This window comes from Microbacterium sp. EST19A, from assembly GCF_019969685.1.
In the GTDB taxonomy this organism is placed as follows: Bacteria; Actinomycetota; Actinomycetes; order Actinomycetales; family Microbacteriaceae; genus Microbacterium.
Genome location: NZ_JAHXYZ010000002.1, coordinates 738,476 through 758,316 on the forward strand (window position 1 = coordinate 738,476; position 19,841 = coordinate 758,316).

16 protein-coding genes are annotated in these 19,841 nt (G+C 70.6%); 5 read left to right on the plus strand and 11 right to left on the minus strand.

The genetic code is table 11. The annotated features are described in order from the left end of the window. The first annotated feature begins 86 nt into the window (after positions 1 to 86). Together LC452_RS13605 and LC452_RS13610 are read left to right on the plus strand one after the other, a co-directional pair. On the plus strand, positions 87 to 557 hold the full coding sequence (locus LC452_RS13605) for a PaaI family thioesterase (protein ID WP_223626205.1): 471 nt from the start codon (positions 87 to 89) through the stop codon (positions 555 to 557). A 41-nt stretch (positions 558 to 598) separates the two neighbouring features. Next, the gene (locus LC452_RS13610; RefSeq protein WP_223626207.1) at positions 599 to 1,828 is read left to right on the plus strand and encodes an APC family permease; all 1,230 of its coding nucleotides are present in this window, start codon (positions 599 to 601) and stop codon (positions 1,826 to 1,828) included. Here LC452_RS13610 and LC452_RS13615 read toward each other — a convergent pair. After that, entirely contained in the window at positions 1,754 to 2,635 is an 882-nt protein-coding gene (locus tag LC452_RS13615) for a helix-turn-helix domain-containing protein (protein ID WP_223626209.1), read from the minus strand. The two genes, LC452_RS13610 and LC452_RS13615, sit on opposite strands and share 75 nt — an antisense overlap. Before the next feature lie 95 nt (positions 2,636 to 2,730). Here LC452_RS13615 and LC452_RS13620 point away from each other — a divergent pair, with 95 nt between their 5' ends. Further along, positions 2,731 to 3,258 (plus strand): glyoxalase/bleomycin resistance/extradiol dioxygenase family protein, encoded by a 528-nt coding sequence (locus LC452_RS13620; RefSeq protein WP_223626210.1) that lies wholly within the window; start codon positions 2,731 to 2,733, stop codon positions 3,256 to 3,258. Here the strand turns inward: LC452_RS13620 and LC452_RS13625 are convergent. From LC452_RS13625 to nhaA, 4 genes are all read right to left on the minus strand, one after another. Continuing rightward, entirely contained in the window at positions 3,227 to 4,033 is an 807-nt protein-coding gene (locus LC452_RS13625; protein WP_223626212.1) for an SGNH/GDSL hydrolase family protein, read from the minus strand. The genes LC452_RS13620 and LC452_RS13625 overlap by 32 nt on opposite strands. A 48-nt stretch (positions 4,034 to 4,081) precedes the next feature. Then, positions 4,082 to 5,350, minus strand: coding sequence for a HisS family protein (locus LC452_RS13630; RefSeq protein WP_223627674.1), 1,269 nt, complete (start codon positions 5,348 to 5,350; stop codon positions 4,082 to 4,084). A 72-nt stretch (positions 5,351 to 5,422) separates the two neighbouring features. Next, entirely contained in the window at positions 5,423 to 6,025 is a 603-nt protein-coding gene (locus LC452_RS13635; protein ID WP_223627675.1) for a MazG family protein, read from the minus strand. Positions 6,026 to 6,146: 121 nt separating this feature from the next. Further along, on the minus strand, positions 6,147 to 7,313 hold the full coding sequence (nhaA, locus tag LC452_RS13640; protein ID WP_223626214.1) for a Na+/H+ antiporter NhaA: 1,167 nt from the start codon (positions 7,311 to 7,313) through the stop codon (positions 6,147 to 6,149). Positions 7,314 to 7,398: 85 nt separating this feature from the next. Here nhaA and LC452_RS13645 point away from each other — a divergent pair, with 85 nt between their 5' ends. Then, the gene (locus LC452_RS13645) at positions 7,399 to 10,092 is read left to right on the plus strand and encodes a phosphoenolpyruvate carboxylase (protein ID WP_223626216.1); all 2,694 of its coding nucleotides are present in this window, start codon (positions 7,399 to 7,401) and stop codon (positions 10,090 to 10,092) included. A 130-nt stretch (positions 10,093 to 10,222) separates the two neighbouring features. Beyond that, a complete protein-coding gene (gdhA, locus tag LC452_RS13650) occupies positions 10,223 to 11,593 on the plus strand; it encodes an NADP-specific glutamate dehydrogenase (protein ID WP_223626218.1) in 1,371 nt (456 codons plus the stop codon). Positions 11,594 to 11,699: 106 nt separating this feature from the next. Here the strand turns inward: gdhA and LC452_RS13655 are convergent, their stop codons facing one another. Genes LC452_RS13655 through LC452_RS13680 form a run of 6 tightly spaced genes read right to left on the minus strand, consistent with a single transcriptional unit; the run spans position 11,700 to position 19,782 of the window. Then, positions 11,700 to 12,299 carry a gamma carbonic anhydrase family protein gene (locus LC452_RS13655; protein ID WP_223626220.1) on the minus strand — a complete coding sequence of 200 codons (600 nt, stop codon included), beginning with the start codon at positions 12,297 to 12,299 and terminating at the stop codon, positions 11,700 to 11,702. 53 nt (positions 12,300 to 12,352) lie between these two features. Further along, complete coding sequence (locus tag LC452_RS13660; RefSeq protein WP_223626222.1) at positions 12,353 to 13,498, minus strand: VWA domain-containing protein; 1,146 nt, start codon at positions 13,496 to 13,498, stop codon at positions 12,353 to 12,355. Continuing rightward, on the minus strand, positions 13,495 to 15,891 hold the full coding sequence (locus LC452_RS13665) for a DUF5682 family protein (protein WP_223626224.1): 2,397 nt from the start codon (positions 15,889 to 15,891) through the stop codon (positions 13,495 to 13,497). The genes LC452_RS13660 and LC452_RS13665 overlap by 4 nt, the downstream gene beginning before the upstream one ends. Continuing rightward, positions 15,891 to 16,982: an AAA family ATPase gene (locus LC452_RS13670; RefSeq protein ID WP_223626226.1), complete on the minus strand. Its 1,092-nt coding sequence runs from the start codon at positions 16,980 to 16,982 to the stop codon at positions 15,891 to 15,893. Before LC452_RS13670 ends, LC452_RS13665 begins: the two co-directional genes overlap by 1 nt. Continuing rightward, positions 16,979 to 18,484 (minus strand): DUF5691 domain-containing protein, encoded by a 1,506-nt coding sequence (locus tag LC452_RS13675; RefSeq protein ID WP_223626228.1) that lies wholly within the window; start codon positions 18,482 to 18,484, stop codon positions 16,979 to 16,981. Before LC452_RS13675 ends, LC452_RS13670 begins: the two co-directional genes overlap by 4 nt. Continuing rightward, positions 18,481 to 19,782: an SWIM zinc finger family protein gene (locus tag LC452_RS13680; protein ID WP_223626230.1), complete on the minus strand. Its 1,302-nt coding sequence runs from the start codon at positions 19,780 to 19,782 to the stop codon at positions 18,481 to 18,483. The genes LC452_RS13675 and LC452_RS13680 overlap by 4 nt, the downstream gene beginning before the upstream one ends. Between the last annotated feature and the right edge of the window lie 59 nt (positions 19,783 to 19,841).

Consider the following 19,841-nt stretch of genomic DNA (forward strand, 5'->3'; position numbering starts at 1 on the left):
CTCTAGTTATTCTACTTGAACTATAACAACTGTGGCAACTCTCCAGCGGCTTTTGACGGCGGCGCCGTTTCCGGGACACTGGCGCCATGCGCATCACTCCCCGCCGCCTCGCGATCGGCATGAGCCTGTGGATCCCGAACCTCTTCAGCGGCATCCGCGTCCGACGATTCAGCGACGACTGGACCCGCGCGACCGTCGAGCTCCACGTCAACGTCTTCACGCGCAACTACGTCAAGACCGCGTTCGGCGGATCGATGTCGGCCATGACCGACCCGTACTTCTTCATGCTCGTGATGCATCAGCTCGGACGCGACCATGTCGTCTGGGACACCCGGGGCGAGATCGAGTTCCTCAAGCGCGGCCGCGGCGTGCTGACCGCCGAGTTCGAGGTCTCGAAGGAGAAGGCGGACGAGATCCGGGAGCGCGCCCGGGGCGGCACGAAGGTGCTCGAGTGGTTCGAGACCGTCGTCACCGACCGCGACGGCGACGTGGTCGCGAAGGTGCGCCGCGAGGTGTACATCCGCGAGAAGAAGCGCGTCACCGCCGCGCAGCGCTGAGCCGTCGCTCGTCGTTCACCGACGCGTGGGACGATGACGCCATGCCCCTCGCCCGCAGACTGACGCTCGGAGACGCCGTCGCGATCGGGCTGGGATCGATGATCGGCGCCGGCGTCTTCGCCGTGTGGGCGCCGGCCGTCGGGGTCGCCGGCAGCGGCATCCTCGTCGCCCTCGCGATCGCCGCCGTCGTCGCGTACTGCAACGCCACCGCCTCGGCGCAGCTCGCCGCGGTGCATCCGGTCGCCGGCGGAACCTACGCCTATGCCCGCGCCGAGATCGGGCCGTGGTGGGGGTTCATCGCCGGCTGGAGCTTCGTGATCGGCAAGATCGCGAGTTGCGCGGCCATGGCGATGACGTTCGCGGCCTACGCCGCTCCCGAGGGATGGCAGGTGCCGGTCGCCGTGGTCGCGGTCGCCGCTCTCGCCGCAGTGAACTGCTTCGGCGTGACGCGCACCGCCCTGCTGACGCGCGTCCTCGTGACGTGCTCGCTGCTCGGTCTGGCCGTCGTGGTGGCGGTCGGGCTCGGCTCGGCATCCGACGCGTCGCACGCGCCGCTCCCCGATGCGTCCGCCTACGGGGTGCTGCAGGGAGCCGGGCTGCTGTTCTTCGCCTTCGCCGGCTATGCGCGGATCGCGACCATGGGCGAAGAGGTCGTCGACCCGGCGAAGACCATCCCGCGTGCCATCGTCCTCGCGCTGGGCGGCGCCGTCGTCGTCTACGCACTGGTCGGCGTTGCGGTGGTGCAGGTGCTCGGAGCCAACGTCATCGACTCGACCGCTCCGCTCGCCGACCTGCTCGTCTCGGCGGGGTGGCCGGCGCTCGCACCGATCATCCGGGTCGCGGCGGCCGCGGCCTCCCTCGGCGCTCTGCTCGCGCTCCTGACGGGGATCGGACGGACGACGCTCGCGATGGCCAGGGAAGGCGACGTGCCGCGGTTCCTGGCGAAGGTCGGCGTGCGCCACCAGGTGCCGCAGCGCGCCGAGATCGCGGTGGCGGTCGTCGTCATCGCGATCGTGCTCGTCGCCGATCTCCGCGATGCGATCGGCTTCTCGTCGTTCGGTGTGCTGCTCTACTACCTGATCGCCAACGCGGCGGCGTTCCGGCAGACGGGGTCCGCGCGTCGGTACCCGCGCGCACTGCAGGTGGTCGGGGCGCTCGGCTGCCTGGTGCTGGTCAACAGCCTCCCCGTCGTCGCGTCACTCGTCGGGACGGCCGTCGTCGCCCTCGGCGTCGGATACCGGATGCTGCGCCTCCGCCTCGCGCGTCGCTGACCCGTCTGCTGATCCACTCACCGCGGATCCCGCCGAGGACTCGGAGCGATAGGTCCGCGGCGCGATGCCGAGCACGGCCTGGAAGTCGCGCGTGAGATGCGCGTGGTCGGAGTAGCCGAGCTCCGCAGCGATCGTGGCGAGGTCTGCGGTGGGCTCCTCCCGCACGATCTGGGCGGCCTCCTGCAGGCGGCGTCGGCGGATCATCGCGGCAGGTGAAAGGCCGATATGACGGTGCGTCATCCGCTGCAGCGTGCGCACCGACACGGCCAGGCGGGTCGCGGCCTCCTCGGGCGTGAGAGCAGCCCCCTCCCCCATGAGCGCGTCGAACAGCGCATTGGCCTGCAGCGCCGCGTCGTCGGGTCGGCCGACCCTCGCGCGCAGCCAGCGCGAGAACGAGGCGACCGCGCGCTCCCGGTGCCCGTCGCCGAATGCCATGTCCGCCGTCACGACAGCGAGGAGCTCGGGCGCATCGACCGGGGTCTCAGCATCGATCAGCGCCGACGGCTCGTCGACCAGCGCGGCCACCGCGGCCGGACGCAGCAGGGCCCCCACCGCCCAGCCTCGTCCGCGCAGATCGCGGTGCGAGGCTCGGGTCGTCGCCCCGGCGAGCGACACGCCCTCCGGCTCGACGACCAGATTGAGGGCCGGGTACGACACGATCTCCTGCCGCGAAGAGCGCCCGGGCTCGATGTCCCACTCGGGGATCCAGAACCAGGCGACGAGGTCCGCCACGTCGGCGGGCGCCGGCAGCCGATGGAACTCCGGCAATCGTGCCGGATACAGGATGCCGCGGGTCGGATTCACCATGGGCTCAGCGTAGGGTCCGGCCCCGACACCGAGGGAGGCGCAGGTTGGCGCGGATCTTCAAGCCCCCGGCATCCGCTCCGTCCTACCGTGAGGGCATGACGGATGACACCCCCACCACCGGCGCGACCGGCACCTACACGACCGACGGACGACCGAACAGCGCGACGTCGCTCACACCCTTCCTGGCGATCCCCGGAGCGAAGCAGGCGATCGACTTCTACCGCGACGTGTTCGGCGCGCGCGTCGTCGACGTCACGGAGTTCGGCGGCGTCGTCGCGCACGCCGACCTCGACTTCGGGCTCGGATTCCTCCAGCTCGGCGAGCCGAGTCCGGACTACCACCTCGTCCCCTCGCCCGAGGGCGACGATGACTGCTACTCGATGGGCCTCTACGTGTCCGACGTCGACGCCGTGGTCGAGAAGGCCGTCGCGGCCGGAGCGACCGTGCGCGAGGCACCGGCGCCGTTCGTGTCGGGCGACCGGTTCGCCAGCATCCGCGATCCGTTCGGCGTGCGCTGGTCGGTGATGACCCGCGTCGAGGACATCTCCGATGAGGAGAGCAGCCGCCGCGTCGCCGAGTGGGCGGAGTCGTTCAGCTCGGCACCGGAGGACGGCGCGAGCTGACCGCGACCTCGGCCGCACGGCAGACGGCAGGCAGCAGCGCCTCCGCCGTGCGGCGGTAGCCGAGGGCGCTCGGGTGGAACCGGTCGAGGCTGAACATCGCCTCCGGCTCGTCGAAGAACATCGGCCCCACGGCCCGGCGCAGATCGACCGGTTCGGCGCCGGCGTGCCTCGCCGTCTCGGCCTGGATGTCGGCGAGGCGGCGCGACATGCTCGAGGCCAGCCGTCGGAGCGGCTGCGGGACGGGTCGCAGGGCGCCGAGATCGGGGCAGGTTCCCACGACGACCTCGGCGCCCGCCTCGCGCAGGCGCCGGATCGTCTCGTGCAGATGCTGCGCGGACAGCGGCACCGGCAGCCGGTGGGTGACGTCGTTGCCGCCGACGACGATCACCGCGACCTGCGGGCGGTATCCGTCCGGCAGGCCGTCGAGCTGACCGGGCAGGTCGGGCGACTCGGAGCCGACGATCGCCGCCGTGTGCAGGCGCACGGGTCGCCGCAACCGCCGCGCCGTGCCCTTCGCGAGGCGTCCGCCGAGGGTCTCCTTCCGGCGTTCGGCGCCGAGGCCGGCCGCGATCGAGTCACCGAGGATCAGCAGGTCGATCGGCTCGCCGTCGAGAGCGGACCGCCAGACGCGATCCGCGTCGAGCGAATCCTCCCCGAGCGGCTTCCCGATCCGTCGCCGGGCGAGCGCCGCCTGCTGCGTGAGGACGAGGCGGATGCCGGCGAGCGCGGTCGCCACGACCAGACCCACGACGACGAGAACACGGAGGCGGCGCACCAGGCGATTCGACACGACGGTCGTGAACACCGCGTGAACGAGCGCAGGTCAGGACAGGGGCTTGAGCTCCAGGTCGCCGCCCGCCGACACCGTCGCGAACGCGGTATAGCCGTCGGCTGCGGAGCGCTCGAGCAGCGCCTTGAGGTTCTTGGTGCGACGCTCCAGGCGCACCCGGGCCCCTGTCGCGATGAGGCCGGCCTTGTGCGCGACGAGCTCGGCGACCGGCACATCGGCGTCGTGGATCAGCACGACGGCCTGCGCCGCGGCATCCGGTTCCGCGGTGACGAGGTCGACGAGACGCTCGAAGCCGAGCGAGAATCCGACCGCCGGCACCTGCTGCCCGAGGAAGCGTCCGATCATGCCGTCGTAGCGTCCGCCGCCGCCGAGCGAGTAGCCGACGGACGGGTGCGCCAGCTCGAAGATCGTGCCGGTGTAGTAGCCCATGCCGCGCACGAGGAAGGGATCGAACACGAGCGGGATCTCGGCTCCCTCTGTCGACGCACGCCCGGCGGCCACGGCTTCGCCGATGTCGACCAGGTGCCCGACGATGTCGTCGGGTGCGCCGTCGGGCAGCGCCTTGCGGATCTGCCGTTCGCCGTAGGGGTTGTACTCCATCGTCTGCGGGCGGCGCAGGAACTCCTCGAACGCCTCGACGGGCGCGGTGCTGCTCCCCTGCCGCTCCGCGCGCTCACGGAGCTCGGCGCCGACGCCCTCGGGGCCGATCTTGTCGAGCTTGTCGATCGTGATGAGCACGCCGGGGCGCTCATCCTCGGTGAATCCGAAGCTGTCGAGCATCCAGTCCAGCACGCGCCGGTCGTTGATCCGCACGGTCGCGCCATCGAGCCCGAGTGCGTCCACGGCGTCGAGAGAGGCGACCATCAGCTCGGCCTCGGCACGCGACGAGTCGTCGCCGATGATGTCGATGTCGCACTGCACGAACTGGCGGTAGCGACCCTTCTGCGGACGCTCCGCACGCCAGACCGGCCCGATCTGGATCGCCCGGAACACCCCGGGGAGCTGCCCGCGATTGCTCGCGTAGAAGCGCGCGAGCGGCACCGTCAGGTCGTAGCGGAGGCCCAGGTCGGAGAGCGCGGCCGGATCGTCTGCCGCCTCACGGATGGCGTCGGCGTCGAGCCCGCGTCGGAGCACGTTGTACGAGAGCTTCTCGTTGTCGCCGCCGATGCCGGCGTGCAGGCGGTCGTAGTCCTCGACGACGGGTGTCTCGATCTCGTCGAATCCGTGCGCGAGGTAGCGGTCGCGGATGACGGAGAGCACGCGCTCACGGCGGGCCTTGTCGGCGGGGAGGATGTCGCGCATGCCGCGCGGCGGGTTCACAGTAGCCACGCTTCCCATCTTCCCAGGTCCGGCGCCGCAGCCGAGCCGCGGGTGTCAGGACGCCGCTTCGGCGGCGCGCACCTCGTCCTCCAGCATCCGCAGCCGCTCGCGCAGCGCACGCTCCGCATCCCACCCCTGGGCACGGGCGGTCGCCACGAGCTCGAGGAGGGCGTCACCCAGTTCGGCTTCGGATGCCGGAACCGGAGCCGGGCTCTGCGGCGCGAGCACACCGGCCCCGGCGGCGCGGCCCACGACCTTCTGTGCGAGTGCGAGCGCCGGCATCCCCCGAGGCACGCCGTCGAGCACGCTCGTCCTGGTGCGCTTCTCGGCGGCCTTGGCGGCGTTCCAGTGGATGAGGACCTCTTCGGGCGTGTTCGCCACCTCGCCCGCGAAGACGTGCGGATGCCGACGGACCATCTTCTCCGTCAGCGTCTCGGCCACGTCGTCGATGTCGAACGGATCGTCGGGGTCCTGCGCCGCGATCGCCGCATGGAACAGCACCTGCCAGAGCAGATCGCCGAGCTCTTCGCGCAGATCGTCGCGCGTGCCGCTCTCGACCGCGTCGATGACCTCGTGCGACTCCTCGATCAGGTACGGCACCAGATCGCGATGAGTGATCTGCTGCGACCAGACGCAGTCCTCCCGCACCGCGCGCATGGTGTCAACCGCGGCGCGCAGCGAATCTTCCGAGGCCTCGCGGGGGTCGGGCCGAGTGCTCACGGTTCCTCCTTCGATGCTGCCGGGTGGCGATCCTGTCGAGGTGCGCTCCGGGCGGCGCTCATGACGCGGCGGCCGCGACCCGACGGTACCAGCGCGCCCGCAGTGACACGATGATGCCGGAGAGCACGAGGGCGATCAGCGAGCCGACGAGCACGCCGAGGATCGCCTGATCCCGGATGTCGTCGTGCGCGCCGAACGCGAGGTTGGCGAGCAGCAGCGAGACCGTGAAGCCGATTCCGCCGAGCGCGCCGGCTGCCAGGATGTCGGCGAAGGGCAGGCCAGGGGCAGCTCCCTTCGGGCGGATGCGCATGGCGATCCAGCCGAACAGGCCGATGCCGACGATCTTGCCGACGGGGAGGGCGACGACGATCGCCCAGAACGCCGGCGACAGCTCCGTCGGAGACACCGCCGGGATCACGACGAACGCCGCGACGAAGGCGAAGATCGGCAGGATCGCGCCGTTCACCGCCGGTTCGAGCGCATGCCGCGTGCGACCGGCCGGAACCGGAGACATCACGAGTCCGAGCATGACGCCGGCGATCGTGGCATGGATTCCGGACGACGCCACGAGGCCCCAGGTCACCACGGCGACGACCACCATGGCCACCGCCACCAGCGGATGCCCTTGGGCGTGGAGCAGCCGGCTGAGCAGCCAGAAGACCACGACCCCGACGATCCCGAGACCGAGCAGCAGCCACTGCACGTCGTGCGCGAAGAGCACGGCGATGAAGATGATGCCGATGATGTCGTCGAGGATCGCCAGCGCCAGGAGGAAGACCCGCACGGTCGGAGGCAGGCCGCGGCCGAACATCGCCAGCACGCCGAGGGCGAACGCGATGTCGGTCGCCGTCGGGATGGGCCACCCGGTCGCCGTGTCGCCGCTCCCCGCGATCAGCAGGTACACCGCGATCGGGACGAGCACGCCGCCCGCCGCGGCGATCGCCGGCTGCACGGCCTTCTGCGGAGAATCGAGCTCGCCGTGCGTCAACTCGTGTCGCAGCTCGATGGCCACGACGAGGAAGAAGACGGCGAGCAATCCGTCCGACACCCAGTGCGCGACGGACAGGTCGAGGGCGGTGCCGGGCACCGCGATGTGGAAGTCGAGGACGGCCGCCAGCGCATCGTGCGTCGGGAGGTTCGCCAGCAACAGGCCGAGGCCCGCGGCGACGAGCAGGAGCACGGCCGGGAACTGCTGACCGCGGAGGGGGTTCGCTGAGATGCGCATCCCCTCCATGGTAGATCGTGCCCTTCGCGCGACCCCGGGCGTCATCCGTTCAGGACACCACCGTCGACGGGGATACTCTCGAAGGGTGACCCCCGCACACAGCTTCTCCGAGCCCACGAACACCGAGGCCATCCGCGTGATCGGCCGCTTCGAAGCCGGCCAGGGCATACCCGATGCGATGCGCTCGGACGTGCGCATGCTCGGCGCGCTGCTCGGCCAGGTGCTGCGCGAAGCCGGCGGCGATGGCCTGTTCGAGGATGTCGAGCGCCTGCGTCTCGCGACGATCCAGGCCTACGACCAGGAGACGTCCGGCGCCTTCGACCGGGCGGCCGCGATCGCCGAGTCGTTCACGGTCGCGCGTGCCGACGAGGTCGCACGGGCCTTCACCTGCTACTTCCACCTCGTGAACCTCGCCGAAGAGCACCAGCGGGTGCGAGTGCTGCGGGAGCGCGCCGGCCAACCAGGCCGCGAGGATGCCGCCGACACCGTCGCCACCGCGTACGCGCGCCTGCGCAGCGAGGTCGGCGATGAGGAGGCACGCCGCCGCCTGGACGGCCTGCGCTTCCACCCCGTCTTCACGGCGCATCCGACCGAGGCGCGGCGTCGTGCCGTGTCGTCGAGCATCCGCCGCCTGTCCGAGCTGCTCAGTGAGCACGACGCGGCCAGCGAGGGCGGCGCCGAGGCGCATCGGGCCCGTCGTCGCATGCTGGAGGAGATCGACACGCTCTGGCGCACGGCGCCGCTGCGGGCGCAGAAGCCGTCGCCGACCGACGAGGTGCGCACGGTCATGGGCGTCTTCGACGAGACGCTCTTCACCACCGTGCCGCACGTCTACCGGCGCATCGACGACGCGCTGCGCGGTGAGGAGTCGGGCGCCAGCGCGCCCGTCGTTCCCGCTTTCGTGCGCATCGGCTCCTGGGTGGGCGGCGATCGTGACGGCAACCCGTTCGTCACGGCATCCGTCACCCGCGAGGCGTCGCAGATCGCCGCGGACCACGTGCTCCGCGGCCTCGAGCGCGCGCTCGACCGCATCGGCCGCACCCTGACGCTCGCGTCCGACGACACCCCGCCGAGCGCCGAGGTCACGGCGATCTGGGACGCCTTCGCCGCCGTCGAGCCCGACGTCGCCGCGGAACTCGCCGCGCGCTCCCCCGATGAGCCGCACCGGCGCGTGCTGCTCGTGCTCGCCCGCCGCGTGGCCGCGACCCGCCGCGGCGACGCCGAGCGCGGTTTCACGCGTCCCGAGGAACTGCTCTCCGACCTGCGTGCCGTGCAGTCGTCACTCGCGGATGCCGGGGCGAAGCGCCACGCCTTCGGTGGCGTGCAGCACCTGATCTGGCAGGTCGAGACCTATGGGTTCCACCTGACCGAGCTCGAGGTGCGGCAGCACTCGCAGGTGCACGCCAAGGCTCTCGCCGAGCTCGAGGGCGGCGAGGCGATCAGCGCGCAGACCGAGGAGGTGCTGGAGCTGTTCCGCGTGATCGCGGAGATCCAGCGCGACCGCGGCGCCCGCGCAGCCGGACGCTACGTCGTGTCGTTCACGCAGGCGGCATCCGATCTGGCCAACGTGCACCGTCTCGCCCGGCATGCGCTCGGCGACGGCGTGCCCGTGCTCGACGTCGTGCCGCTGTTCGAGACCTTCGCCGACCTGCAGGCCGCCCCCGAGATCCTCGCCGAGGTCGTGACGTTCCCCGAGTTCCGGGAGCGCATGGCCGCGACCGGCAACAAGCTCGAGGTCATGCTCGGCTACTCCGACTCGTCGAAGGACGTCGGCCCCGTCGCCGCGAACCTCGCGCTGTACGAGGCGCAGGAGAAGATCGCCCGCTGGGCGCAGGAATCGGGCATCGAACTCACTCTGTTCCATGGTCGCGGCGGTGCGCTCGGTCGTGGCGGCGGCCCCGCGAACTCCGCGATCCTCGCGCAGCCGCCGCACTCGGTCGACGGCCGCTTCAAGCTCACCGAGCAGGGCGAGGTCATCTTCGCCCGCTACGGCGAGCCCGCCATCGCGATGCGGCACATCGACCAGGTCGCCGCAGCGACGCTGCTGGCCTCGTCGCCCTCCGAGGAGGAGCGCACGAGCAGTGCGGCGGCCCGCTACACCGAGGTGGCGTCGATCATGGACGCGACCTCGCGCGAGCGGTTCTTCTCGCTCGTCAAGGCCGAGGGCTTCGCCCCCTGGTTCGCGACCGTGACGCCGCTCGAGGAGATCGGCCTGCTGGCGCTCGGCTCGCGCCCCGCACGGCGCGGACTGTCGGTCGAGTCGCTCGAGGATCTGCGGGCGATCCCCTGGGTCTTCGCCTGGACGCAGGCCCGCATCAACCTCGCCGGCTGGTTCGGACTCGGCACGGCACTGGAGGCCGTCGGCGACGCCGAGCTGCTCACCGAGGCGTACCGCGAATGGCCGCTGCTGCGCACCATGATCGACAACGTGGCGATGAGCCTGGCGAAGACCGATGAGCGGATCGCCCGGCAGTACCTCGCGCTCGGCGACCGCGACGACCTCGCGGCCCTCGTGCTCGACGAGCTCGCCCTGACCCGGTCGTGGGTCATCCGCCTCACCGGCGGCGAGGGACTGCTCGAGAACAAGCCGGTGCTGCAGCGTGCCGTGCAGCTGCGGAGCCCGTACGTCGATGCCCTGTCGCTGCTGCAGCTGCGGGCTCTGCGTGCGCTCCGTTCGGCGGCCGAGCAGCCCGAGGGGTCCGGCGCGGACGCCGAGCAGCAGCGCCTGCTCCTGCTCTCCGTCAGCGGTGTCGCGGCCGGCCTGCAGAACACCGGGTGAGTCTCGGCGCCGGTCGGGAGTCGCCCTCCCGTGGCACCGATAGAGTGAAATATCGGTCGGATCCGACCACCTCTCCCGTCACGCGACACGATCGCCTGCGCCCTCGTCCCGACCAGAAAGCACTCTCCGCGTGACCGCATCCTCTGCCGCCGTCTTCCACCCGCTCGCCGATTCCGTGCAGCCCGTCTTCGACACGGTGCTGTCACGCAGCCCGCACGAGCCGGAATTCCACCAGGCCGTGCACGAGGTACTGAACTCCATCTCGCCGGTGCTCGAGCGGCATCCGGAATACGTCGACGGCGGCATCCTCGAGCGGCTGGTCGAGCCGGAGCGGCAGATCCTGTTCCGCGTGCCCTGGGTCGACGACTCGGGCAAGCTGCAGGTCAACCGCGGCTACCGCATCCAATTCTCCTCCGTGCTCGGCCCGTACAAGGGCGGCCTGCGGTTCCACCCGTCGGTCAACCTGTCGATCATCAAGTTCCTCGGCTTCGAGCAGATCTTCAAGAACGCGCTCACCGGCCAGGGCATCGGCGGCGGCAAGGGCGGATCCGACTTCGACCCGCACGGCAGGTCCGACGCCGAGGTCATGCGCTTCTGCCAGTCGTTCATGAACGAGCTCTACCGTCACCTCGGCGAGCACACCGACGTGCCGGCCGGCGACATCGGCGTGGGCGGACGCGAGATCGGTTACCTCTTCGGCCAGTACCGCAAGGTCACCAACCGCCACGAGTCCGGCATGTTCACCGGCAAGGGCACGGGCTGGGGCGGCGCCGAGGTGCGCACCGAGGCCACCGGCTACGGCGCCGTGTTCTTCGCGCAGGAGATGCTGGCCGTGCACGACGACTCACTCGCCGGCAAGCGCGTGGGCATCTCGGGCTCGGGCAACGTCGCGATCTACGCGATCCAGAAGGCCACGCAGCTCGGAGCTGTGCCGGTCACGGCATCCGACTCCTCCGGCTACGTCGTCGACGACGCCGGCATCGACGTCGACCTGCTGCGCCAGCTCAAGGAGGTCGAGCGCGCCCGCATCGTCGAGTACGCGAACCGTCGTCCGAGCGCGCGCTTCGTCGAGGGCGGGAGCGTCTGGGAGGTCCCCGTCGACATCGCGGTGCCCTCTGCCACGCAGAACGAGGTGAGCCTGGCCGACGCCGAGGCGCTGATCGCGAACGGCGTGCGCGCGGTCTCGGAGGGTGCGAACATGCCCTGCGAGCCGGCAGCGGTCGACGCGTTCCAGCACGCCGGAGTGCTGTTCGCGCCGGGCAAGGCCGCGAACGCGGGCGGTGTCGCGACCTCGGCGTTGGAGATGAGCCAGAACGCCTCCCGCCAGCGCTGGACCTTCGCCGACAGCGAGAACAAGCTGCGCGAGATCATGGGCGACATCCACCGCGCCGCCTTCGACGCCGCCGAGCGTCACGACGTGCCGGGCGACTACGTCGCGGGTGCGAACATCGCCGGATTCGAGCGCGTGGCGGCGGCGATGCTCGCACAGGGCGTGATCTGAGCGGACTGCAGCAACGTCGCAGAACGACACGAAGGTCGCAGAGAATCTCTGGAATCCTGCGACTTTCGTGCTGTTCTGCGAGATTCGGACCGCGCGGATGCCGCGGCTACCCGACCTGCCGATCGTCGGCGTGCCGGGCGAGAGAGCGACCGTAGCGCTCAGTGAGCTGCACCATCAGGTCAGGAGTATCCCGGTCGACGCCGAACACGTGACCCGGGAAGTCGAGCTCCGGCTGCGCGGCCGTGATCTCGGCCTCGCGGTCGGGGGAGAACAGCTGCACCGGGTCGCCGACCGCGACCCAGCCGATGGGAACCACCGTTCCCGCGGGGAGCACCGCGCGTCGATGCACGATCGCGTTCACGCGCACCTCGCAGCGGTCGCCGACCAGGGCGCCGTTGAAGATACGGGCACCCGAGGCGAAGAACACCTCCTCGCCGACGGTCGCTCCGGCGATGCTGGCCAGCGTGCCGATGAGGGTGTGCGCGCCGATGTGCACGGCATTCGCGGCGGTCGCGCGGATCAGCGCGTTCTCCATCACGATCACGTGCTCGCCCAGCGTGATGGGTCCGCCCTCCGCGGTGATCACGGCGCCGTGCAGCACCTGGCAGTCCGGACCGATCTCGACGTCGCCGGAGACGACGGCGGTGGGAGCGATGACGGCGGTGTCATGGATCCGGGGCCGAGCCCCGAGGTGCTCGTACAACATGCGGCCAGACTAGTCCCGCGGAAGCTGCCGCCGCTCGGCATCCGCGTCTCGCGTCACTCGCGGACCACGACGATGTCGTTCTCCGCCGCCCAGGTTGCGACATCCCGCCTCTCGATCGCCGCCGCCATGAGATCGGGGAAGAGATCGGGAGTGCACGCGAAGGAGGGCACGCCGATCTCGGAGAGGGCTGCTGCATGCTGTGCGTCGAAGCTGGGGGTTCCCCGGTCGGACAGCGCCAGCAACGCGATCATCGTCGCACCGGAGCCGACGATCGCCTGCGCCTGGCGGAGCATCTCCTCGGCGATGCCCCCCTCGTAGAGGTCGCTGATGAGCACCACGATCGTCTCCTCCGGTCGTTCCAGCCGCGACCGGCAGTAGGCGAGGGCACCGTTGATGTCGGTGCCGCCGCCGAGCTGAACGCCGAAGAGGACATCCACCGGATCATCCAGCTGATCCGTGAGATCGACGACGACGGTGTCGAAGACCACGAGGCGGGTGTGGAGCGAGGGCAGCGATGCCAGCACGGCCCCGAACACCGCGGAGTACACCACCGAATCGGCCATCGACCCGGACTGGTCGATGCAGAGGATGATCTCGCGTTGCACCTGCGGGCGTTTACGGGCAGATCCCACGAGCCTCTCGGGGATCACCGTCCGGTACTCGGGCTGATAGTGCTTGAGGTTCGCGGCGATGGTGCGCTGCCAGTCGATCTCGTTGGCGCGCGGTCGACGTGTGCGCTGTGCGCGGTGCAGCGCTCCCGTCACCGCCTGGGCGGTCTGCTGCTGCAACCGCTCCTGCAGCTCGTCGGTCACCTTCCGAACGACCATGCGCGCGGTCTCGCGTGACTCTTCCGGTATGACCGAGCCGAGCTCGATGAGCGTGGTGACGAGGTCGAAATCCGGCTGCACGGCAGCGAGCATCTCGGGTTGCACGAGCAGCTCGCGCAACCCGAGCCGGTCCATCGCATCCTGCTGCATCACCTGCACGACCGACGAAGGGAAGTAGTTGCGGATGTCGCCCAGCCACCGCGCCACTCCCGGACGCGAGCCTCCCAGGCCGCTCCTCCGCTTTCCGTCATAGAGCGCGGTGAGCACCCGGTCGCGATCGATGTCGTCTTCGTCGAGACGGATGTCGCTCAACTCCGGAGCGCCCGTGTCGCCGAGGACCATCCGCCAGCGGTGCAGCCTCTCATCGGTCATGACATCACCTCCTCGTGTGCGATCTCGGTCTCCGTGACGTGCCAGCCCAGCAGCCGGGCGACGGCGGCGAGAGCCGGGCCGGCGGCCTCGACGTCCACCTCGACAGCGACGCCGGCCGATTCCTCGGGTGTCGCCACCAATCGGCCGATCGTCGCACGCTCGGACTTGTGGAACTCCGAGAACGTGCGGCGCAAGAGCGGAAGCAGATCGTCGAAGACCTGTTCGTCGACGGCCGTGAGCCAGGTGTCGATCAGCCCCAGGACCTGACGGTCGTGGATGATCAGCGCCGCATCGCCGGCGAATGCCCCCTCGAGCCATCCGGCCGCGTCCCGCGGATCTGCACCCGCGGAGAGCGCGAGCCGCATCCGCTGCCGCAGCCAGTCGTCGTCGACATGTCTGACGTCGTGAAGCAGACGTGCCGCTCGTCCGGCGATCAACGGCGATACCCGATCCCGCTCGGCGAGAAGACGGAGGGTCGCGCACCAGCGATCGCGCAGCTCCGCGTCGTCGAGGAGCAGCACACCGAGATGCGCGGAATCGAGCACCGCACGAAGCCGCGCCGCAGCAGCGTCATCGAGCATGACGGCGGCAGCGGGAAGACCGATGCACACGCGCACGACGGTGGTGTCGAGCACCCGACGGACCTCGGCGATCCCGCTCTCGTCTCCGGCGGTGCGCAGCGTCCCGTATCGGCACACGGTGGCGAGGGGCTCCACGGTGGACAGCAGCTCCGAGACATCGCTGTGCTCGGCGGCGCGGTCGCTGAGGGCGCGCACGACCTCGACGACCGGCAGCTGCGCATCCAGGCAGTCGCCGATGAGGGTGGAGAGCTGTCCCAGTGAGGCGGCAGATGCGGCGATCTCCGCCACCATCGACGTGGCGGCATCGACGACCGTGCCGCCGTATGTGCTCGCGGAGATCAGCGCCACCGAGAGCTCCGGTTCCCAGCGGAGCTCCCAGGCCTCTTTGAAGGTCCCCGTCGTCGACCCGGCGTCGACGGGCCTTCCCCAGGGAACGCCGAGCAGGCGAAGACGATGCAGCAGCACCGACTTCGCGAGACCGGATTCGGTGCGCAGATCGAAGGTCGCCTGCTGCGCCGTCGCGGTCGGCTTCAGCCGGAGAGTGCGCTGCTGCCGCTCGAGGTCGGCGGCGAGAGGCACCCGTGGCGCGCCCTCCGGGACGGCGCCGATGTCGTCGCCGACGATCAGGCGACTCCGCACCAGGTCGAGCGGCAGCGGGTTGCCATCCAGCAGGGCCGACAGCACCGCGTCGTTCAGCTCGTCGAGGCCTGCGGCAGGGCGGCCTCGGACAGCGGCCAGCGTCTCGGCGAGGCGGAAGGCGTCGACGACGGATGCCGGTGAGGCCGGGACGCCCTGGGCGCGCAGCTCTCGTGCGACCCGCACCAGCCACGCCATCCCGGGATCATCCGTGCTTCCCGCCGCCCAGAGTCGGAACAGATGCGCGTACCAGCCGGGCGACGCCACCCCGGCCCCGTATCCCGAGGCCTGGCTGAGCCGGGCCGCCGTCCACGGCACCCACGCGGTGTCGACGGCGATCTTCGGCAGCCCTCGCAGAAGTCTGGTGTCGGACGCCGCTGTCGGTGCGTCCTTCAGGTCGAGAGCCGGCGCGTGCCACGCGCCGCAGACCACGACGATCCGCTCGTGGCCGGCCTTGACCTCGGCGCGCAGCCGCTTGCGCATCGCTGCCTCTCGGACGGCGGTCATCGCCGGACCCAAGGGCGCGTGCAGCAGGGACAGATCGAGTTCGTCGTTCTCATCGAGAAGAGTCGACGGCATCACGGTGTCGCTGCGGAGCTCTGCGATCGCCTCGGTGAGGGCCGCGAATCGCGTGAGCGGCGAATCAGACCGCTGCTCGACGGCATCCTCCCACCAGCGCTCGGGATCGTCGTAGCCGGCGGCATGCGCCAACGCCGTCACCGGGTCGAGGACGGCTGCCGCTTCTGCGGACAGCTCGCCGTCGGGTTCGTCGCTCGGGTCGGAGCCGATCTCGGCATCGGCATCCTGCTCGGCATCCTGCTCGGCGACGACGGCCGCATCCCGTGCCGACCGTCGGATGGCCAGCGCGTGCACGGCGGGAAGGTCCATGCCTGCGAGGACTCTCCCCCGCTCCAACGCCCACCGTGACGCCACCCACTCCGGGGAGAACATCGCCAGCGGATAGAACACGGCACCGCGCGGATCGTCTCTCGGATACACGATCCCGGCGACCGGCGGCCGCATATCGGCGTCGATGAGGAAGGGCAGGATCGGGTCGAGCTCGGGCGCGCCCTCGACGAGCACGGCGTCGGGGTCGAGGGCGTCGAGCGCTTCGGATACCGCACGCGCCGATCCCGGTCCGTGGTGCCGCACGCCGAGCACGTGGATCTGCGTCATCAGCTCACGTCGCGGCAGGCGCGGTAGAGGTCATCCCAGTCAGGACGATTGCGCACCACCGTCTCGAGGTACTCCTGCCAGACGACCGCGTCCTGCACGGGGTCTTTGACGACCGCACCGAGAAGCCCGGCCGCGATGTCGTCGGCACGGAGCACGCCGTCGCCGAAGTGTGCGGCGAGGCTCAGGCCGCTGGTCATCACGGAGATCGCCTCAGCGGTGGAGAGGGTCGAGCTCGGCGATTTGACGGCCATGCGTCCGTCGTGGGTCGTCCCGGAGCGCAGCTCGCGCATCACCGTGACCACCCGACGCATCTCGCTGAGCGCGGCCAATTCGACCGGCAGTTCCAGCCCCCGCCCCAGACTCTGCACGCGAGCCTGGACGATCTCGACCTCGGACTCCAGCGTGTCGGGCAGCGGGAGCACAACGGTGGTGAACCGGCGACGCAGCGCGGACGAGAGCTCGTTCACACCCTTGTCGCGATTGTTCGCGGTGGCGATCAGGTTGAAGCCCCGCCGCGCCTGCACCTCCGAATCGAGTTCGGGGATCGGCAGGGACTTCTCGGAGAGGATCGTGATGAGCGAGTCCTGCACGTCGGAGGGGATGCGCGTGAGCTCTTCGACGCGCACCAGTGCTCCCGTCTCCATGGCGCGCATCACGGGCCCGGGGACCAGCGCCCGTTCGCTCGGTCCTTCGGCGAGCAGCCGCGCATAGTTCCACCCGTAGCGGATCGCCTCTTCCGGGGTACCGGCCGTACCCTGCACGACGAGGGTCGAGTTGCCGCTGATCGCCGCGGCGAGGTGCTCGCTCACCCACGACTTCGCCGTGCCCGGCACACCGAGCAGCAGCAGAGCACGATCGGTGGCGAGCGAGGAGATCGCGATCTCGATCAGGCGACGGCTGCCGATGTACTTCGGTGTGATCTCCGTCCCATCGGGCAGCACGCCGCCGAGCAGATACGTCGCGACCGCCCAGGGCGACAGCATCCATCGTTCCGGTCGCGGGTGGGTGTCGGCGCGACGCAGCGCGTCGAGCTCCGCACTGTAGGCATGCTCAGCGTGTTCGCGAAGAACGGGCGAAGGGGAATCTGTCATGAGAAAGCTTCCTGGATGGAGGGAAGGAGGGCGTGGTACTGCAGCACGTGGAGAAAGGCTCGGCGGTCGTGTTCATTCAGTCCGTCGCGGTCGACGTACGCTCTGACGCGATCATGCACGCTCGCCGGCAGCGCCCAGATCTCGGAGAGCTGGACGCGATCGCGGAAGACCACGTCGAGGACGGCGTTCGCGAAGGCATCGTTCCACGGCGCCTGCACCGAACCTCCGGCGAGGCGCCGCGCCCGGTACTGGTCGTGTGCGGGCAGGGCTTTCAGCTTCGGGGCGAGCCACCGCTGACGTTCGGATTCGGGCATCGCGGTGAGCACCGCGAGCTCGCCCGTCGCCTCGGCGAGCGCGCCGGCCCAGGCGGAGCGGACATCGACGGATTCGCAGCGGGAATTGCTGACCGCATCGACGAGGGCGGCGATCACCGAGGTGTCGTCGCGCAGCAGCAGAGCGATGCGGTCGGGATCGACGCCGGCAGCGGTCACCCAGGTCGTCAGCGGCGACCGGCTGACGATCAGGTGCAACCACGCCATGCGGTCGGGCTCCACTCCGTCGGCGGGGATGACGAAGCCGTCGCGCTCCGCGTGCGCATCGAGGTGATCGGGCGGCCGGACCGAGATCGCGCGTACGGCGAACAGCCTGCGCTCCACGGCGATCAGCGGCGTGAGACGCGCTGCCATCCGAGCCGAGTACGCGCTGTTCGGCAGCATGCGCAGCAGTCGCTGCGCATTCGTCCGCACCCCTTTGGCCCGATCATCGAGGAGCGTCTCGAGGAACGGCTCGTCGGAGTCCGAGAGACCGTGCTCGAGTTCCTGCACGACGCGCTCTTTGGCTCGGGCGGGAAGTCCGTCCCAGCGCTCGACGATGACCTCTCGAGCACGGTCGGGCTCGCTCTCGCGCAGGGCCCGGAGGTGAAGGGACAGGTCGGTCATGCTCAGCGTCGCCCAGCCGTCGATCAGCTCGGTGGCAGACATCGCGGCAGCGCCGCCGGGCGCCTCGAAGCCGACGACTCGCGCCAGCCAGGCGCCGCGCTCGCCCCATGCCGCGGCGAGCGGCCCCCGCAGCGGATGCTGCTCGCCGGGGCGCTCCGCATCAACGAGTGCGAACAGTGCCGGAAGGGCCGACGGTGAGACGATCCGTCGGTGCTGGGCCGCGCACCGCAGCCAATGGGCGATCAGCGGCCGTTGCATCGCCGGAACGGGCGGCTGCCACAGGAGCAGCTCGAGCAGCTGTGCCGCGCGCGGCGGCGCGACCTCATCGACCTCCGCGGGGGCGGGGTCGGGAAGGTCGTCGATCTGCCCCTGCCCGACGCGGCGGCCTCCCCGAGACAGCGCTCCGTCGAGTGCGGCCTGATCCAGCAGCAGCTCCGGCGCAGGAGCATCCGGCCGTGAACTCCCGAACGCGGTCGGCGGCTGCGGGGCAGGGCGTCTGCCTGTGCCGACCATCGCCGCGCTCAGCAGATCCGCCCGCCAGACCCTCAACTCCCTCTCGCTCACAGCGACACCACCTCCTCCGCGACGACGAGGGACAGGAGACGCATGCGCCCTCCCTCCCACTCGCCGAAGACGTCTGCGGGGCGGCCGCCGGTGAGGGCGAGCATCCGACGCGTGTCGGTGTCGTCGGTCACCGGCACGGCGGTTCCCTCGGCGTCGACGATTCCGGGAGGGGTTCCCGGCATGAGCCGGACCGCCGTCAGCACCGCCGGATGGCGGTCTCGCCAGGGAGCGCTGGCCATCCGAGCGGATGCCGTCGCCACCATCTGCGCGATCGTGCTGCCCTCGCCGAACGAGGCGCCGGGATCGCCCCACTCGACCGCGTCGGGGAACAGCACCCGGCGCGGCGCGGTGCCCGGATAGAGCGCGAGCTCCGCCCGCATCCGCGAGCCTGCCAGCTGCGGCACACCGAGGGACTCGCCGGGGCCGGCCGTCTCCAGCGTGAAGGAGAGCTCGCCGCTCTCGACGTTCCGGATCCATGTGCGCTGCTGCATGAGACGACCGAACGGTGCTCTGTGCGCTCCGCAGATGAGCCAGTCCCCCTCGATCGCCTCTCCCTGACGCACGTCAGCCGTCGGCACCGGCCAGCCGAGCGCGATGCGCAGCTCGGCGACCTCGGGCGCGGCCAGTTCCTGTCGCCGTTGCCATGCTCGGGCGAGCATCCACCACGATCCCACGCGGTGCAGCAACTCCTCGTCGCTCAGCCCGCGGTGCAGATCGCCCCCGATGTCGCGCACGCGCTCGGCGAGCCCGGGCAGCTGAGCATCCACCAACCGTGCCGCCGCGCCATCCCACCAGGATCGATCGCGGCGGCGGGTCTCGGCGAGGCCTGCCCTGGCCACATCGCTCAACCACAGGCAGAAGTCCGCGACGCCGTTGTCCATCTTGGTCGTGCGCGCGGCGATGCGCTGCTGCGCCTGCTGCTTCTGCGCCTCCGAGATCTCGGCTTCGGGGGCGGCAGCCGGAGCCTGGCGCTCTGCTCTCTTCTGCGCCCATTCGTGCGCGAAGTCGGCTGTCTCGCCGCCGGATCCGATGCCGCCCGCAGACCAGAGGAGCAGGAGCCCGAGCGCATGCTTGCAGGGGAATTTACGGCTCGGGCAGGTGCACCGGTAGGCGGGGGCGGTGAGGTCGATGCTCACCTGATAGGGGGTCTTGCCGCTTCCTTGGCACTTCCCCCAGAGAAGCGTGTCGCTGACACCTGTCTCGGTCCAGGGCCCGGGGATGCCGAGCTTGCGCCCGGCGACGAGGGAGCGGTCGTCCGGCGCGGCATCCGCGATGCGGTCGTCGGTCCACTGCTGCACGAGCAAAGTCAACACTGCACCTCAGACACCGTCAAACCGGCGGACCCGTGTTCCCCCTC

Coding starts and splice junctions, on each gene's coding strand:
- LC452_RS13605 (WP_223626205.1), top strand. CDS start 87: ATGCGCATCACTCCCCGCCGCCTCGCGATCGGCATGAGCCTGTGGATC.
- LC452_RS13610 (WP_223626207.1), top strand. CDS start 599: ATGCCCCTCGCCCGCAGACTGACGCTCGGAGACGCCGTCGCGATCGGG.
- LC452_RS13615 (WP_223626209.1), bottom strand. CDS start 2,635: ATGGTGAATCCGACCCGCGGCATCCTGTATCCGGCACGATTGCCGGAG.
- LC452_RS13620 (WP_223626210.1), top strand. CDS start 2,731: ATGACGGATGACACCCCCACCACCGGCGCGACCGGCACCTACACGACC.
- LC452_RS13630 (WP_223627674.1), bottom strand. CDS start 5,350: ATGCGCGACATCCTCCCCGCCGACAAGGCCCGCCGTGAGCGCGTGCTC.
- LC452_RS13635 (WP_223627675.1), bottom strand. CDS start 6,025: ATGCGCGCGGTGCGGGAGGACTGCGTCTGGTCGCAGCAGATCACTCAT.
- nhaA (WP_223626214.1), bottom strand. CDS start 7,313: ATGCGCATCTCAGCGAACCCCCTCCGCGGTCAGCAGTTCCCGGCCGTG.
- LC452_RS13655 (WP_223626220.1), bottom strand. CDS start 12,299: ATGTTGTACGAGCACCTCGGGGCTCGGCCCCGGATCCATGACACCGCC.
- LC452_RS13660 (WP_223626222.1), bottom strand. CDS start 13,498: ATGACCGATGAGAGGCTGCACCGCTGGCGGATGGTCCTCGGCGACACG.
- LC452_RS13665 (WP_223626224.1), bottom strand. CDS start 15,891: ATGACGCAGATCCACGTGCTCGGCGTGCGGCACCACGGACCGGGATCG.
- LC452_RS13670 (WP_223626226.1), bottom strand. CDS start 16,982: ATGACAGATTCCCCTTCGCCCGTTCTTCGCGAACACGCTGAGCATGCC.